The sequence below is a fragment of the Streptomyces sp. NPDC090499 genome (genome assembly GCF_044769305.1).
In the GTDB taxonomy this organism is placed as follows: domain Bacteria; phylum Actinomycetota; class Actinomycetes; order Streptomycetales; family Streptomycetaceae; genus Streptomyces.
Window position 1 is genome coordinate 141,613 of sequence record NZ_JBIVXP010000022.1, and the last position, 17,269, is coordinate 158,881.

The following is a 17,269-nucleotide window of genomic DNA, read 5'->3' on the forward strand; positions in this document are numbered from 1 at the left end:
TCCCGTGCTCATCACCGCCTTGAAGAAGGCCGCCCGTGCGGTGGCGGTCCTGCTCGTGGTCACCTTCGCGACCTTCACCCTCGTGTTCGGCAACGGGCCGGGAATCGCGCGTGGCGTTCTGGGCACCACCGCGACCGAGTCCGACGTCCGGCAGGAGGTGGTCAAACTCGGTCTGGACCAGCCACTGCTCGTCCAGTACGGCAAGTGGCTGCAGCACGCGGTCACCGGCAACCTCGGCGACTCGTTCTTCACGGGCCAGCCCGTGACGTCGACCCTCGCGACGAGGCTGCCGGTGACGCTGGCCCTCATCGTGCTGGCGCTCGTGCTGACCTCCGTGCTCAGCGTGCTGCTCGGCGTCGCCGCCGCCGTGTACGGCGGCTGGGTGGATCGTGTGGTGCAGTTCCTCGCGGTTCTCGGCACCGCCGTCCCGGCGTTCATCGTCGCGATCGTCCTGGTTTTCGCGTTCGCGATCTCGACGCGAATACTGCCGGCCACCGGGTACGTCTCACCCGACCAGAGCCTCGGGGGCTGGGCCAGGTCGGTTACCCTCCCGGTGCTCGCCCTGCTCATCGGGTCCATCGCGAGCGCCGCCTCGCAGTTCAGGGGCGCTGTCCTCGACACGTTGTCGCGCGACTTCGTGCGGACCCTGCGGGCGCGGGGCATCCCGGAAACCGTCGTCCTCTTCCGTCACGTACTGCGCAACGCGGCCGGGCCCGGCCTCACCGCGCTGAGCCTGCAGACCATCGGGCTGTTCGGTGGCGCGGTCTTCATCGAGCAGGTGTTCGCCCTCCCCGGGATGGGCGAATTGAGCACCACCTCGGCCCAACAGGGCGACGTCCCGGTGGTCATGGGGTGCGTGCTGGTGGCCATCGTCATCGTGCTCGTCGTCAACCTGCTGGGCGACCTCGCGACCGCCGCTCTCAACCCGAAGGCGAGGACCCGATGAGCACCACTCCCGACATCGGGGCCCTGTCCCCCGCGGCCGCGCCGGAGATTCCCGCGCCCGTGCGCGGGCAGTCGGTCCTGCGACGCCTGCTGAAGAACCCGCTGGCGGCGCTCTGCCTGGGCTACCTGCTCCTGGTCGTCGTGTTCGGCCTGTCGAGCCCATGGCTGGCACCCACGTCCGCGAACCTGTCGGACCTCGACGACGTGAACGCCGGGCCGTTCTCGGCCGGCCACCTGCTCGGCGCGGACAGTTCCGGACGCGACATTCTCTCCCGGCTCATGTGGGGCACCCGCGAGACGCTGCTCGCCTGTGTGATCATCCTCGTCGTCTCCGTGGTCCTCGGCCTGACCACCGGCCTGGTCGCGGGCTTCTACCGGGGCCGCTTCGAGGCGGTCGCGAGCTGGGTCTCCGACGTGATCATGTCGCTGCCCGGAATCGTCCTCCTCATCGCCCTGTACGCACGCACCGGACCGAACATCGTCGCGGCCATGACCGTCTTCGGCCTCATCGTGGCCCCGACCTACTACCGCCTCGTCCGGTCCATCGTCGTCGGCGTCCGCACCGAGCTCTACGTCGACGCGGCCAAGGTCGTGGGCCTGTCGGACCTGCGGATCGTCGGACGGCACGTCCTCTGGGCCGTCCGGGCCCCGGTCGTCATCCAGAGCTCCTTCATCCTCGCCGCCGGTATCGGCATCGAGGCCGGCGCCACCTTCCTCGGGCTCGGGGACCCGGCGAAGTCCTCCTGGGGCGTCGTGCTGCAGGAGGCCTTCAACAACATCTACAACGACAAGGCCAACGTCGTGTGGCCCGCGCTGCTCATCAGCCTCACCATCCTGGCGCTCATCCTGCTCGGCAACGCGCTACGGGACGTGCTGCAGAGCTCCTCGACGGTGAGGCCGCCGTCCCGCCGGCGCCGTACGCGGATCATCGCCCGCGCGGCCGGAACGGCCGCCGCGAGCACGTCGCAGGCGGCTCCCGCCCCGCCGGACACGATCCTCTCCGTCCGGGGCCTGCGCATGGGATACCCCGACGAGTCGGGCGGCGTGCGGGAAGTCGTGCACGGCATCGACCTCGACGTGCGCCGCGGCGAGATCCACGGGCTGGTGGGAGAGTCCGGTTCGGGCAAGTCGCAGATCGCCTTCTCCACCCTCGGCATCCTGCCCAAGGAGGCCGTCGTCCTCGGCGGGAGCATCCGGCTCGACGGCGACGACCTGCTCGCCGACGGCGAACTGATGCGGCGGGCGCGCGGTCGGCGGATCGCGTACGTGCCGCAGGAGCCGATGTCGAACCTGGACCCGTCGTTCACCATCGGAGCGCAGCTCACCCAAGGTCTGCGCGCGGTGAAGAAGGTGTCGAAGGCCGAGGCGAAGCGGCAGATGCTGGGGCTCCTCGCGCAGGTCGGCATCAACGACCCTGAGCGTGTCTTCGGCCTCTACCCGCACGAGATCTCCGGCGGCATGGCACAGCGCGTCCTCATCTGCGGAGCGGTGGCCTCCGACCCCGACCTCATCGTCGCCGACGAACCCACCACCGCGCTCGACGTGACCGTACAGGCGGAGGTCCTCGAACTGCTGCGCACCCTGCGCGACGAGCGCGGCCTCGCGATGATCCTCGTCACCCACAACCTCGGCGTCGTCGCCGACCTCTGCGACACCGTCAGCGTCATGAAGGACGGCCGGATCGTCGAACGCAACGACGTCGACTCGCTGTTCACGTCCCCCGCCCAGGCGTACACGCAGGAGCTGCTGTCCTCCTCGCGCCAGGTCGAGATCCTGGAGGTGTGAGAGATGGACCCCCAGCCGCTCCTGCGAGTGGACGACCTGGTCGTCCGGTACGGCGGCCGTCGCGGCGCCACGGTCATCGACCACGTCACCTTCGACGTCCACCCGGGAGAAACCCTCAGTCTGGTGGGCGAGTCCGGTTCCGGGAAGACGACGATCGGCCGCGCCGTCCTCGGTCTGGCCCCGGTGACCGGCGGATCGATCACCTTCAACGGCGAGACGATCAGCGGGATCTCCCGCTCCCGGCGGCGCAAGGTCGCCCGCGGTGTCCAGGTCGTCTTCCAGGACCCGTACTCCTCGCTCAACCCGTCGATGACCGTGGCGGACATCCTCGTCGAGCCGCTGGCAGGCGCCGGTATCACGGACGGCAGGGACCGGGTACGCGAACTGCTCGACGCCGTCGGGCTCCCCGCGGACGCCGGCCGACGCTACCCCCGGGAGTTCTCCGGCGGCCAGCGCCAGCGCATCGCCATCGCCCGCGCCCTGGCGCTGCGTCCTTCGCTCATCATCTGTGACGAGCCGACCAGCGCCCTCGACGTGACGACACAGGCTCGCGTGCTGTCCCTGCTCGCCGACCTGCAGAAGGAGACCGGCGTCGCATACCTGTTCATCAGCCACGACCTCGGCGTCGTGAACTCGATCAGCGACCGGATCGCGGTACTCCACCAGGGACGGATCGTCGAGATCGGTAAAGCGCGCGACATCGCCGCGAACCCGCAGGACCCGTACACGCGCAGGCTGCAGATGGCGGCGCCCGTCGCGGATCCGCAGAAGCAGCGGGCACGGCGGGCCAAGCGGCTCGAACTCGCCGCGCTCGAACACGACGCGCTGTCCGAACAGGACGCGACCCACAGCGCCTGACCCCCGCACGGCATCCGGGACACCAGCGGCTCCAGCACACCTACCACCGGGTGCGGGCCACGCTGCCCGCACCCGCGGCAGCAACGCGCATGCCGGTTCATCGAGGAGGAAGAAAGGTATGGAAAGCATGGGAAGACCCCGTGTCACCAAGTGGTGGCGCGCGACGGCACTGGCCGTCCTCACCGGCGTCCTGTCCACGGGGCCGGCGGCCACCCATTCCTCCGCCGACGCCGGCCCCGCGGCCTCGTCAGCGGGCCGGGACTTCTTCACCTACCCCGCGGCGGCCACGGTGCGCGACCTGGGGGACATCGCCTCCGCACCATGCCCCTCAGACGCCTCGCAGGTGTGCCAGGGGACCACGCCCTCGCCGTACGAGCCGGTCCTGGGCAACTACCCGCTCGACGTCACCGGCCTGGGAGTCCCCCTGGGGGGCGTCGGGGCAGGGTCCTTCATGGTCAACCAGTCGGGGACCTTCGGCCCGTGGTTCTTCGGCGGGTCGCAGGACGACAGCTGGGAGATGCGCGCGCTCCCGCAGGCGGCCTTCCACGTCCGCGAGCAGGTCGGCGGGGCCCCGGCGACCACCCGTACGCTCGCGACCAAGGGTCCCCAGGTGACGGGCACGACCGGCCCGGTCGCTGACCGCTCCTGGGAGTCACCCCTGCCGACCTGGAACCTGCTGCGGAAGGGCGAGGGCTCCTACGCCGCGCTGTACCCGTTCGGCTGGACGAACTACACCCCGTTCAAGACCGACGTGTCGATGCGCTTCTTCTCACCGATCGTCGCAGGAGAGGACCGCCGGACCTCGCTGCCCGTGGCGTACTTCGACGTGCGCCTGGCCAACCACACCACGTCGACGACCGACGTCTCGGTGATGTTCACCATGCCGAACGTCGCCGCGCACGAGGACCGCAAACCCGCCACGGTGCGCACCGGGCTCAAGAGCCGGTTCCACACCGACGCCAGGACCGGAGTGCAGGCCGTCACCATGTCGGCCGACGATCCCGGCAACACCGCCGACGCCGCGGAGTCCGAGTGGACCATCGCCGCACGGCCGCGGTCCGGCCAGAAGGTCACCTACACGACCTCCTGGAACGCCGACGGCGACGGCAGCGACGTCTACGCCCCGTTCGAGAAGACGGGCCGGCTCACCGACGCCCCGCTCGACTCCTCCGCGTCGGCCGGCGCCGTCTCGGTCTCCATGAAGCTGAAGCCGGGACAGGTCTCCACCGTCCCGTTCGCACTGACCTGGGACTTCCCGCAGGTCTCCTTCGCCGACGACAACACCGTCTGGATGCGCCGCTACACCGACTTCTACGGCGCGAAGGAGACCTCGCACAACGACTACGTAAAGGGCAGCTACCCGTTCCACCAGAGCTTCGCCATCGCCGACGACGCCCTGGCCGGCCATGACCGAGCCCTGCGCGACGTACTGCGCTGGTGGGAGCCGATCGCCACGAACCCGGCGTACCCGGTCGCGTTGCGGACCGGAGCGCTCAACCAGCTGGCGCAGGTGCCGTTCAAGACAGCCTTGTGGGAAGGCGGCCTCGTCTCCAACAGCGTGACACCGACCGGAGGGAAACGGTTGGGCACATCCGTGCCCGGCACACACCTCTACCTCGGCGTCGACTCCCCGGCGGGCGGTGAGGCCAACGGCGGCATGGGCACCGAGGTCGGCACCTTCAGCTACCTCGCCTACAGCCAGGTCTTCCCCACCATCGAACGGGACCGGCTGCGCGCCAAGGTCGAGGCCGTCCTGGCCGACCCGACCGGAGACCCGTACGACCCATCGGTCACCTCGTCCACCGACCCCTCGGTCTACACCGCCAACGGCGACCCGTTCGTCACCCGGATACAAGGCCCCCAGCAGGCACCCGGGACCGTGTGGTTCATCGACCGGCCCAGCGAGAACGCCTTCAGGCTCTACGACTACGCACGCAGCCACCACGACAGGAAATTCCTCGCGACGGCATACCCGGCGATGAAGAAGCTGCTCGCCTACGTCCAGGCGACGATCCCCGCGAAGTCCGAACTGCCCGAAGCTCCGTCACTGCTGAACCCGGACCCTGACCTCAAGAGCCCGCTGCCCTACGCCAACGTCTTCGACATCATCCCCGTCAACAAGGTCGACGCCTACACCTCCCAGCTCTACCTGCTGGCCCTTGAGGCGGTCATCGACGCGGGCAGGCAGCTTGGAGAGGTCCCGACCAGGCTCACCGCCTGGCAGGCACGACTGGACCGGGCCAAGGCGGAGTACGAGTCGGTGTTCTGGGACGCGGCACACCACTACTACCGCTACACACCGGGCCCGACGGCGACCCAGGACAGCGTCCTGCTCGCCACGTTCTTCGCCCAGCACCTGGCCGAGCGTGCGGGTCTGCCCGACCTCGTCGACCCGGCCCACTACCAGCGGCAACTGGCGTGCACCTACTCCCTGTTCGTCTCCCGCACCGACGCGCAGGGCCGCCTGCTCGGCGCGCCGAACATGGCCCTGCCCGCCGACGTCCCGTCCTTCCCCTACGTCCACCCCTACCTGGGTACACGGTTCGAGACGGAGGTGTGGCCGAGCGCCAACTACGCGACCGCGGCCGCCTATTACGCCGCCGGCAGGCGGTTCGGTGACGCGGCGCTCCAGCAGGACGGCCTCGAGATGGCCGGCGCCGTGGCCACACAGATCTGGCAGGTGCCGGAGAACGGCTTCCAGTTCGACGCCCCCATCGGCTGGAACCAGGCCCGGACCGACCACTACACCTACCCGGCGTTCGAGAGCGGCCTCGCCGCCTGGGAGGTGTTGGACGCCATCCAGCCCGTCAAGATCCCCAGCTAGCCCCCTGCCCGGCGTCTCGTACGCCCCACCTCCCACCAGGAGAAGCCCAGATGTGCACCTGCGCCCCACCGACCGCCCCGCGTGTGGAGCACCACTCCGACGGCCCCGCCGTACTCGGGGTCGGCACGGCGACGCCCCGCCTGTCCTGGACGGTGCCCCGGGCCGACCCCGGATGGGAGCAGACAGCGTACGAGATCGAGGTCACCCGCACCGGCCGCACCCATTGCGTAGTGGTCGAGGGGGACGACCAGGTGCTCGTCCCCTGGCCCGACCGCCCGCTCACCTCCCGTGAACAGGCGTCGGTGCGCGTGCGGGTGGCCCACAAGGAGGAGTGGTCGGCGTGGAGCGCGCGGACCACCGTCGAGGCCGGCCTGCTCTCGCCCGCGGAGTGGACCGCGCGCTTTGTCAGCCCTGTCGGGCTCGGGGAACCGGGCCAACCCGCTCCGGTGCTGACCGGAACGCTTCACGTACCGGGGCGAGTGGTCCGGGCGCGGCTCTTCGCCTCTGCCCACGGTGTCTGGACCGCCACCCTGAACGGCGGGCGCGTGGGCGACGAGGTGCTGGCACCGGGCTGGACGGCTTACCGGCACCGCCTGCGTTACCGCGCGCACGACGTCACCGACCTCGTGCGAGAGGGCGACAACCGTCTGGAGGTGCTGCTCGGCAACGGCTGGTGGCGCGGCCGTCTCGGCTTCCTCGGACAGCGCGCGTTCTACGGCGGCCGGCTCGCCCTGCTGGCCCAGCTGGAGGTCACGACGGACGACGGCGCGGTCCACGTGCTCGCCACCGACCCGACCTGGACGGCACGGGAGAGCGAGGTGCTGGCGGACGACCTCTACGACGGGCAGCGCACCGACCTGCGCCGGCGGGCGGACCCGCCGACGGCGACCTGCCCCGTCGAGGTCGTCGAGGGGGACCTCGGCCGTCTGGTCGCTCCCGACGGCCCGCCCGTACGGGTCACCGGGACGCTTGCGGCGCTGCGGGTGTGGACCTCTCCGTCAGGGCGGACGCTCGTCGACTTCGGTCAGAACCTGGTCGGCTGGGTACGGCTGCGCGTGCGCGGGCTCGGCGCCGGTGACGAGGTCGTCGTACGCCACGCGGAGGTGCTGGAGGACGGGGAGCTGGGCGTTCGGCCGCTGCGGACCGCCAAGGCCACGGACTCCTACGTCGTGGCAGGCCCCGACGAGGTGGTCCTCGAACCGTCGCTGACCTTCCACGGCTTCCGCTACGCCGAGGTCTCGGGGGTGCCCGGCCTGCGGGCCCGGGACGTCACCGCGGTGGTGCTGGGGTCGGACCTGCGGCGGACCGGCTGGTTCGAGAGCTCGGAGCCGCTGCTCGACCGCCTCCACGAGAACATCGTGTGGGGGGCGCGCGGCAACTTCCTCGACGTGCCGACCGACTGCCCCCAGCGCGACGAACGACTCGGCTGGACCGGCGACATCCAGGTCTTCTCGCCCACGGCGGCCTTCCTCTTCGACAGCGCCGGGTTCCTCGGCTCCTGGTTGCGGGACCTCGCATGCGAGCAGCGACCCGACGGCTCGGTCCCCTACGTCGTCCCTGATGTCCTCGATGACAGCGACCCGGTCGCGGCGGCCTGGGGTGACGCCGCCACCGTCGTGCCGTGGGTGCTGTACCAGCGCACGGGCGACACCGGCGTGCTGGAGCGGCAGTACCCGAGCATGCGGGCGTGGGTGGACCGGATCACCGCACTCGCGGGCGAGGACCGGCTCTGGAAAGGCGGCTTCCAGTTCGGCGACTGGCTCGATCCGAGCGCACCGCCGGAGGCCCCGGGCCGCGCCACAACCGATCCCGACGTGGTCGCCACCGCGCACCTGGCACGCTCGGCGGAGATCCTCGGCAGGGCGGCGGCGGTTCTGGGCCGCGACGCCGAGGCCGAGCGGTACGCAGTGCTGGCCGCACAGGTGCGGGAGGCGTTCGCCCGGGAGTACGTCACACCCGCCGGCCGGATCCTCTCCGACTCGCAGACGGCGTACGCCATGGCCCTGCGGTGGGACCTGCTGCCGACGCCCGAGCAGCGGACGGCCGCCGGGCGGCGGCTCGCGGATCTGGTACGACTCAGCGGCTTCCGCATCAGCACCGGCTTCGTGGGCACCCCCCTGGTGACCGACGCACTCGTCTCCACCGGGCACGCCCCGACGGCCTTCCGGCTGCTCTTCCAGACCCGGTGCCCGTCCTGGCTCTACCCCGTGACGATGGGCGCGACCACCGTGTGGGAGCGCTGGGACAGCATGCTGCCCGACGGCAGCGTCAACCCCGGCGAGATGACGTCCTTCAACCACTACGCCCTCGGCGCGGTCGCCGACTGGCTGCACCGCCGCGTCGCCGGCCTGGCGCCCGCCGCACCCGGTTACCGCGAGATCCTCGTCCGGCCGACCCCGGCGACAAGGCTCACCCATGCCGAGGCCCGCCACCTCACTCCCTACGGTGAGGCACGGGTCCGCTGGCAGCGCTCCGACGGCCGACTCCGCCTCGACGTCCGAGTCCCCGTGGGCGCCACCGCGCTGGTCCACGTCCCCGGCATCGAGGAGCCGGCCAAGGTCGGCCACGGCGAGCACTCCTGGACCGTCGCCGATCCGGTGACCACGCCGAAGCCGCTCGGGCCCGCCGCGAGGGTGCGCGACGTGCTGGACCACCCGGAGACCTGGGCCGCGGTCGTCGCCGCGGCCACCGAGACCGGGGTCGCCCCGCACGGAGAGCCGGAGGCCGCCGAACGGCTCGCCGCCCACCTCGACGCGCCCCTGACGGACCTCGCAAACGCTCTGGCCCCGGGAGAGCTGTACCTCCCCGGCGCGCCGGCGCTACGCGAGCGCCTGCGCGAACTGTTCGGCCGACCCACGACGTGACGCCCCCGCACCACCCCCAAGGACAAGGAACCGGCATGACCTTCGCCCACAGCGACGCCCGTCTCTCCCCCGCCGAGCGCGCTGACCTACTGCTCCGCGAGATGACCCTGGCGGAGAAGTGCGCCCAGCTGGTCGGCGTCTTCCCGTGGTCCCTCATTGGCCCGGACTGCTCGGACGCGGCCGGTGCCGAGGACCTGCTGCGCACTCCCCCGGGCCACGTCGCGGGTCTCACCTGCGACGATCCCGCACGGCTCGCCCTGCTGGCCGGGGCTGTGCAGCGGCAGTACGTCACCCGTACCCGCCTCGGCGTCCCCGCCCTGGTCCACATGGAGGCCCTGAACGGGTTCATGGTCGGCGGACATGTCGTCTTCCCCACCGGCACCGGACTCGCCGCCACCTGGAGCCCCGACCTCGTCGAGGCCATGACCCGGCTGATCCGGGAGCAGATGCGGCGCACCGGGGTGCGCCAGGCGCTCGCCCCCGTACTCGACGTCGCACTGGACCCGCGGTGGGGGCGGGTCCACGAGACGTACGGCGAGGACCCGTACCTGACCGCGGCACTCGGCGTCTCCTATGTCCGCGGGCTGCAGGGCGAGGACCTGCGCACCGGCGTCGTCGCGACCACCAAGCACTTCCTCGGCTACGGTCTGGCCGAGGGCGGCGTCAACCTCTCCGCCGCGGAGACGGGCGCGCGCCGGCTGCGGGACCTGTTCGGCTACCCGTTCGAAGCGGCGGTGCGACTGGCCGGGCTGCGCTCGGTGATGAACTCCTACGGCGACGTCGACGGCGTCCCGGTGGGCGCCAGCCGGGAGGTGCTCACGGATCTGCTGCGCGGCACGATGGGCTTCGAGGGGTTCGTCTCCTCCGACTACACCACCATGGGACACCTCGTCGACCGCCAGCGGGTCGCGGACGATCCGGCCCAGGCCGCACGGCTCACCCTGCACGCCGGGCTCGACGTCGAACTGCCCACGGAGTGGGCTTTCGGCGCGGCCCTGGCCAAGGAGGTGGAGGCAGGCCGGGTCGAACCGCGTGATCTCGACCTCGCGGTAGAGCGGGTACTGCGCGCCAAATTCGAGCTGGGGCTGTTCGAGAACCCCTACCCGCAGGAGAGCATCGACGTCACCGCGGTGGCGCAAGAGGGGCGCGAACTCTCCCTCGAACTCGCACGGCGCTCGGTCGTCCTGCTGCGGAACGACGGCACGCTGCCGCTGGCACCAGGCTCGCTCCGTGTCGCCGTCGTCGGCCCGCACGCCGACGCGGTCACGCTGCAGTTCCCGACGTACACCTATCCCGCCTTCCGGGAGATGACGACGCGTATGGCGCGCGGCGAGCTCGGCAACGCGATCGGCGTCGAGACCACGATGGCCTCCTGGAACGAGAGCGTCTTCCCGCCCCGCGAGGCGGAGTCCTTCCTGCGCGAGCAGTACGGTGCCACCTCGCTCACCGAGGAGATCGCGGCCCTGGCGAGCGCCGTCGAGACCGAGCCCGGCTGCGCGCTCACCACCGAACTCGACGCGGAAGCGCTGGACCGGGCCGTGGCCGCCGCGGAGGCCGCCGACGTCGTCGTGCTGGCGCTCGGCGGGGCGAGCCTGTGGTTCAACAGCGCCCGCACCGAGGGCGAGGCCAGCGACTCCGCAGACATCGCCCTGCCGGCCTCGCAGGTCCGGCTCGCCGAGGCGGTGGCGGCCACCGGAACCCCCCTGGTCGCCGTGCTCGTCCAGGGCCGCGCCTACACCCTGCCGCGGGCCGTCGCCGAGGCGGCCGCGATCGTGGTGGCGCCCTACGGCGGCCCCTTCGGCCCCAAGGCCGTCGCGGAAGTGCTCTTCGGAGTGACCGAGCCGACCGGCAGACTGCCGTACACCATCCCCCGGCATGTCGGGCAGCTGCCCGTCTACCACCACCAGCGCAACGGCACGGGACGCCGCAACCCGTACCCGCCCGCCGTACCGCAGCACTATCTCGACATGCCGGCGACTCCGCTGTTCACCTTCGGTCAGGGGCTGTCCTACACGGACTTCACGCTCGGCGGACTCACCGCCGACACGGAGGTCGACACGACCGGCACCGCGACCATCGCGGTCACCGTCACCAACACCGGGGTGCGGGCCGGCGCGACCGTCGTACAGCTCTACCTCAGCGCGACCACGACCGGCGTGACCAGGCCCGCCCAGCAACTCGGCGGCTTCGCCCGGGTGGAGCTGGCCCCGGGCGAGGCCCGCCGCGTGGAGTTCCGCGTAGCCGCCGCCCAGCTCGGCTGCACCGACCTCGCGCGGGAGTTCGCCCTCACGCCGGGCACGGTGCGCTTCTTCGTCGGTCTCGACTCGGACGACCGGGCGCTGGAGGGCGCCTTCGAACTGGTCGGCGAGCGGCGGGTCCTCACCAGCACGCAGCGTGCCTTCCTCTCCGAGACGGTGGTCCGCGATGCGTGACGGGACGACGCGGCGCGAGCCGCCCGGCAGCGGGGCCACCGAGCCCGTCGTGCCCGGGTTCTACCCCGACCCCACCGTCTGCCGGGTGGGCCGCGACTACTACCTGGCGCACTCCAGCTTCGAGTACTTCCCGGGGGTGCCGCTCTTCCACAGCCGCGACCTGGTCTCCTGGACCCAGCTCGGCAACATCCTCGACCGCCGGTCACAGTTCCGGCGCGGTGACGCGCGGCCCTCGACCGGCATCTACGGCTCGACCCTGCGCCACCACGACGGCCGCTTCTGGTTCATCACCACGAACATGAGCGACTTCAGGGCCGGCCAGCTCCTCGTGCACGCCGAGGACCCGCGGGGGCCGTGGAGCGAACCCGTCTTCGTCCCCGCGGCGGTGGGCATCGACCCCGACCTGTGCTGGGACGGCGACCGCTGCTACCTGACCTGGAACGCGCTCGACTTCGAGCACCCGCAGCAGATCCTGCAGGCACCGCTGGATCCGCACAGCGGACGCCTGCTCGCCCCGCCGTACCCGGTGTGGCAAGGCAGTGGGATGCCTGCGGCGGAGGGGCCGCACCTGCACCGCATCGGCTCGACGTGGTACCTCTTCCTGGCGGAGGGCGGGACGGAACGCGGCCACTGCGCGACCGTCGCCCGCGCTCCCCACCCCTGGGGGCCGTTCGAGCCGTGCCCGCACAACCCCGTGCTGACTCGCCGGAGTTCGGTCCACCCCGTGCAGAACGCCGGGCACGCCGACCTGGTCGAGGCGCCCGACGGCTCGTGGGCGGCGGTCTACCTCGGTGTCCGGCCCCGCGGGTCGACGCCCGGGTTCCACGTGCTCGGGCGGGAGACCTTCCTCGCCGGCGTCGAATGGACCGACGGATGGCCCGTCCTCGACGAGGGAAAGTACGACGTTCCCCGGACGCCCACCCGGTTCGCGGACGACTTCTCCGACGACCGACTGCACCCGCGTTGGGTGGTGCCCGGCGGCGAGCCCGCACAGGTCGCGGCCAGGCATCCCCTGGGCGGACTGGAGCTCCGTCCCGCCGAAGGAGGGGCGGACGGGCCGCTCTGCGCACGGGTACGCGACCACGTCTGGACGGCGGACGCGACCATGGCCCGGGCCGGCACCTTCGCGGTGCGCCTGGACGACCGCCACTGGTACGCCCTCACCCTGCAGGAGAGCACGGTCAGGGCACAGGCGCGCGTCGGCGACCTGCGACAGCAGCTCACGGCCGTGCCGGTGACCCGCGAGACCGTGGTACTGCGGCTGTCCTGCCACCTTCCCTCGAGCCGGACCGTGCCCCTGGGCCACGCGGGTCCCGACGAGATCGTCCTGTCGTTCGACGACGGCACCGGCTTCACGGAGCTGGCCCGCCTCGACGGCCGTTACCTGTCCACGGAGGTCGCCTCCGGTTTCACCGGCCGGATGCTCGCCCTGGGCCCGGCCGAGACAGGCGGGCGCGTGCTCTCGGTCGAGTACGTCCCGCACGGGTCATGACCGCCGCCGCTCCTCAGGTTTCTCCGACTGCTCTCCTCACGACCGACCGGCGAGCGCCGGCCCCGGAAAGGACTCCCACGTGACTCCCGCCGACCCTGCCGACCGTCCTTGGCAGGACCCCACGCTGCCGGTCGCGGAACGCACCGCCCTGCTCCTCGCCGCCATGACCCTGGAGGAGAAGGTCGCCCAGCTCGGCAGCCAGTGGAAGCTCGAACCCCTGCCCCAGGAGCCGGAGTCGGCATCGGACGACGATCCGCACCGCATGGCTCCGGTGTCCGAAACGCCTGGCGCGGTCCCGCTGGAGGAGGCCGCCCGCCACGGGCTCGGACAGCTCGCCCGGATCTACGGCAGCCGTCCCGTCGCCCCCGCGGAGGGCGCAGCCGACCTCGTCCGCCGCCAGCACGTCGTCATGGCGGGCTCCCGGCTCGGCATTCCCGCGGTCATCCACGAGGAGGTGCTGAGCGGCCTGACCGCGTGGCAGGCGACGGCTTATCCGACGCCCCTGGCCATGGCCGCCACCTTCGACCCCGGTCTCGTCGAGCGCATCGCCACCGCGGTCGGACACGACGCCGTCGCCCTCGGCGTGCACCAGGGGCTCGCCCCGGTCCTCGACGTGGTGCGCGACTACCGCTGGGGCAGGGTCGAGGAGACCCTGGGGGAAGACCCGTACCTGGTCGGCATGATGGGCGCCGCCCACGTGCGCGGGCTTGAGAGCACCGGGCTGGTCGCCACGCTGAAGCACTTCGCCGGCTACTCCGCCTCGCGCGGGGCACGCAACCACGGCCCTGTGTCGATGGGCCGGCGCGAGCTGCTCGACGTCATGCTGCCGCCCTTCGAGGCCGCACTGGCGCTCGGCGGAGCACGCTCGGTGATGAACAGCTACACCGACGTCGACGGCGTACCGGCCGTCGCCGACCGCTGGCTGCTCACCGAACTGCTGCGCGACCAGTGGGGTTTCACCGGCACGGTCGTCGCCGACTACGGGGCCATACCGATGCTGCACACCGTGCACCGCACCGCCGCTTCGCCCGGCGAGGCGGGTGCCCAGGCGCTCGCCGCCGGAATGGACGTCGACCTCCCCGACACCGCCGCCTTCGGTGACAGGCTCGTGGTCCGGGTACGCCGTGGCGAGGTGCCCGAGGCGCTCGTCGACCGCGCCGCGAACCGGGTGCTCGCTCAGAAGGTAGAGCTCGGCCTCCTCGACGCCGGATGGACCCCGGAGCAGTCGGTCGCGCGGGCATCGGACATCGAGCTCGACTCCGCCGCGCACCGGGCACTCGCCAGGGAGGCGGCCGAGTCCTCCGTGGTGCTGCTGGACGCCGGCACCGCCCTTCCGCTGCTCGGACAGGGCCGTCCGGCACCGCGCCGGGTGGCCGTCGTCGGACCGTGCGCCGACGACGCGCACACCCTGCTGGGCTGCTACGCGTTCCCGAACCACGTACTGCCCGGTCATCCCGGGCACCCCATGGGAATCGAGGTCCCGACCGTCCTCGAGGCGGTGCGTGCCGAGTTGCCCGAGGCCGACATCGCCCACGCGCCGGGCTGTGCCGTGCTCGGCTCCGACCGCTCGGGCCTTCCCGAGGCGGTCGCCGCCGCTCAGGGTGCCGACGTGTGTGTCGCGGTCGTGGGCGACCTCGCCGGCCTGTTCGGCAAGGGCTCCTCCGGCGAGGGCTGCGACAGGCAGGACCTCACTCTGCCCGGGATACAGGCGGAACTCCTGGAGGCGCTGCTCGCGACCGGCACCCCCGTCGTCGTGGTCGTCCTCTCCGGCCGGCCCTACGCCCTGGGCTCCGTCCACCGCCGGGCGGCGGCGCTGGTGCAGGCGTTCTTCCCCGGCGAGGAAGGCGCGGCCGCGATCGCCGGAGTCCTCTCCGGCCGGGTGAACCCCTCGGGTCATCTGCCCGTGCAGGTGCCCCGGGAGCCGACCGGACAGTCTCACACCTACCTTCAGCCGTCCCTCGGCGGCGCCGAGCCGACCTGGGTCACCACTCTCGACGCCACGCCGCTGTTCCCCTTCGGCCACGGCGGCTCCTACACCACGTTCGAGGTGTCCCACCTGCGGCTCAGCGCCACCGAGGTGCCGACCGACGGCGAGGTCGAGGTGACCGTGCGGCTCGCCAACACCGGCCCGCGCACCGGCACGGAGGTCGTCCAGCTGTATCTGCGTGACGTGGTGTCCTCGGTGGTGCGCCCGCTCCGGCAGCTCGCCGGCTTCGCGCGCGTCCGGCTGGAGCCGGGCGAGGAGGCGGACGTGCTGTTCGTCCTCCACGCCGACGTCACCTCGTTCACCGGGGCCGACCTCCGACGCGTCGTCGAACCCGGAGAGATCGAGGTGTTCGTCGGCACCTCCGCCGCCGAACTCCCCTGTCGGGCGCTCGTCCGTCTCACCGGCCCGCAGCGGACAGTGGGCCATAACCGCCGACTGCACACCCCGGTCCGCACCCGGCGGCTCGCCGACCACTGACCCTGAGTCACCTCCACCGTTCACGCATTGTCACATCTCCAACTGCACAGCGGGACCGGCCTACGACGGCGCCGGGAGACCCAGACACTCCGAAGACCGTCGAGGAGTACCACGTGTCCCTCAGAACCTGCACGTCCGACCTGCCCACCCGGCGGGCGAGCCACGGCACCGTCGTCCTGTACTTCCTCGCCGCCCTGGGCGCGTGGACGGTGGATCTCTACCTCCCGGCGCTGCCCGCGCTCCGGGCCGACCTGCGCGTGAGCCCGGCGGCCGCGCAGCTCACGCTCACGGCGACGACCGTCGGTTTCGCGGCGGGTCAGCTGCTCGTGGGCCCGTGGAGCGATGCGGTCGGGCGACGGTTTCCGCTGGTGGCCACTGTCGGGCTGCACGTGATGGCGAGTTTTGGTGTGGCCCTGGCACCGGAGATCTACAGCGTCCTCGTGTGCCGGTTCCTCCAGGGGGCCGGCGCCGCGGGAAGCGCTGTCGTCGCCGTGGCGGCGATCCGGGACATGTACACAGGGCGGCGGTTCGTCAGGGCGCTGGCCCGTCTCGCCCTGATCACCGGCGCCGCGCCCATCGTGGCTCCCACCCTCGGTTCGCAACTGCTGCGGCTGGTGGACTGGCGGGGTCTGTTCGTGTGTGTGGCCGCCTACGGTCTGGCAGCCCTTCCGTTGGTGGCGGTGTTCCTGCCCGAGACACTGCCTCCGGCACACCGGCACTCCGGTGTGCGACCGGCCGACATCACGGCGCGTTACGCACGGCTTCTCAAGGACCGGACCTTCACGGGCACGGCGCTCATCGGTGGTCTCGTCGTCTCCGGCGTGTTCGCCTACCTGACCTCCTCCCCGTTCCTCATCCAGCAGGTCTACGGCTTGGACACACAGAGCTACGGCCTCCTCTTCGCAGCCCAGGCCGGCTGTTTCCTGGTCGGCAGTCAGGCCGGCTCCCGAGTCATCCTGCGGTTCAGTCCGCAGAGGCTCCTGTGTGTGTCACTGCCGCTCCTCGCCCTCTCGGGATATGCCGTCGCGGCAGCGGCGCCCCTGCACACGGGACTTGTGGGCCTCGTCTGCCCGACCATGCTCTTCCTGTTCTCCGCCGGCCTGTCCGTACCCTGCCTGCCCGTGCTCGCGCTCGGCCGCCACGGTCACCAGGCAGGGACGGCGGCCGCACTGCTCGGAGCCGTCAACTTCGGCTTCGCCGGAGTGATGTCACCGGTCGTCGGGGCGATCGGTCTGAGCACGGCGGTTCCCACCGGGCTGGTCATGGGACTCACCGCGACCGCGGCGACCGGCCTCCTTCCCCTGCTCCTGCGACGGAAGGAGCGATAACCCCGCCTCGGTGAGCGCCGGGGCACCCCGTTCGCGGGTTGCCGTGGTCCATTTCGCCGGCCGACTGGGGCGGCCGGTGCGGCCGGATCCGTCAGGAGCCGTACGCGGCAGCGAAGTTCACTCCCCGCGGTGACTGACGCAGGCGCAGTTGACCGAGTGAACCGGTTCGGTTCGCGTCGGGGTCAGTCCTCGCTGGGCGCCGCGGGCAGCTTCGCCTGGATGAGGTCCATGACCGTCGAGTCGGTCAGGGTCGTGACATCGCCCAGCTGCCGGTTCT

At 71.7% G+C, this 17,269-nt stretch carries 9 protein-coding genes; all 9 read left to right on the plus strand.

Annotated features, from left to right (window positions below; translation table 11 throughout):
* Window positions 1-4: 4 nt before the first annotated feature.
* The gene (locus ACIQVL_RS44760; RefSeq protein WP_403478389.1) at window positions 5-946 is read left to right on the plus strand and encodes an ABC transporter permease; all 942 of its coding nucleotides are present in this window, start codon (window positions 5-7) and stop codon (window positions 944-946) included.
* Complete coding sequence (locus ACIQVL_RS44765) at window positions 943-2,730, plus strand: dipeptide/oligopeptide/nickel ABC transporter permease/ATP-binding protein (RefSeq protein ID WP_403478390.1); 1,788 nt, start codon at window positions 943-945, stop codon at window positions 2,728-2,730. The genes ACIQVL_RS44760 and ACIQVL_RS44765 overlap by 4 nt, the downstream gene beginning before the upstream one ends.
* Window positions 2,731-2,733: 3 nt before the next feature.
* The gene (locus tag ACIQVL_RS44770; RefSeq protein WP_403478391.1) at window positions 2,734-3,588 is read left to right on the plus strand and encodes an ATP-binding cassette domain-containing protein; all 855 of its coding nucleotides are present in this window, start codon (window positions 2,734-2,736) and stop codon (window positions 3,586-3,588) included.
* Between the two features lie 127 nt (window positions 3,589-3,715).
* A complete protein-coding gene (locus ACIQVL_RS44775; protein WP_403478392.1) occupies window positions 3,716-6,412 on the plus strand; it encodes a GH116 family glycosyl-hydrolase in 2,697 nt (898 codons plus the stop codon).
* Between the two features lie 50 nt (window positions 6,413-6,462).
* Window positions 6,463-9,276, plus strand: coding sequence for a family 78 glycoside hydrolase catalytic domain (locus ACIQVL_RS44780; protein ID WP_403478393.1), 2,814 nt, complete (start codon window positions 6,463-6,465; stop codon window positions 9,274-9,276).
* Window positions 9,277-9,311: 35 nt separating this feature from the next.
* Window positions 9,312-11,708 (plus strand): glycoside hydrolase family 3 N-terminal domain-containing protein, encoded by a 2,397-nt coding sequence (locus tag ACIQVL_RS44785; protein WP_403478394.1) that lies wholly within the window; start codon window positions 9,312-9,314, stop codon window positions 11,706-11,708.
* Window positions 11,701-13,200 carry a family 43 glycosylhydrolase gene (locus ACIQVL_RS44790; protein ID WP_403478395.1) on the plus strand — a complete coding sequence of 500 codons (1,500 nt, stop codon included), beginning with the start codon at window positions 11,701-11,703 and terminating at the stop codon, window positions 13,198-13,200. Before ACIQVL_RS44785 ends, ACIQVL_RS44790 begins: the two co-directional genes overlap by 8 nt.
* Window positions 13,201-13,279: 79 nt before the next feature.
* Window positions 13,280-15,664 carry a glycoside hydrolase family 3 N-terminal domain-containing protein gene (locus ACIQVL_RS44795; protein WP_403478396.1) on the plus strand — a complete coding sequence of 795 codons (2,385 nt, stop codon included), beginning with the start codon at window positions 13,280-13,282 and terminating at the stop codon, window positions 15,662-15,664.
* A gap of 113 nt (window positions 15,665-15,777) precedes the next feature.
* Window positions 15,778-16,992: a multidrug effflux MFS transporter gene (locus ACIQVL_RS44800; protein WP_403478397.1), complete on the plus strand. Its 1,215-nt coding sequence runs from the start codon at window positions 15,778-15,780 to the stop codon at window positions 16,990-16,992.
* Window positions 16,993-17,269 lie beyond the last annotated feature (277 nt).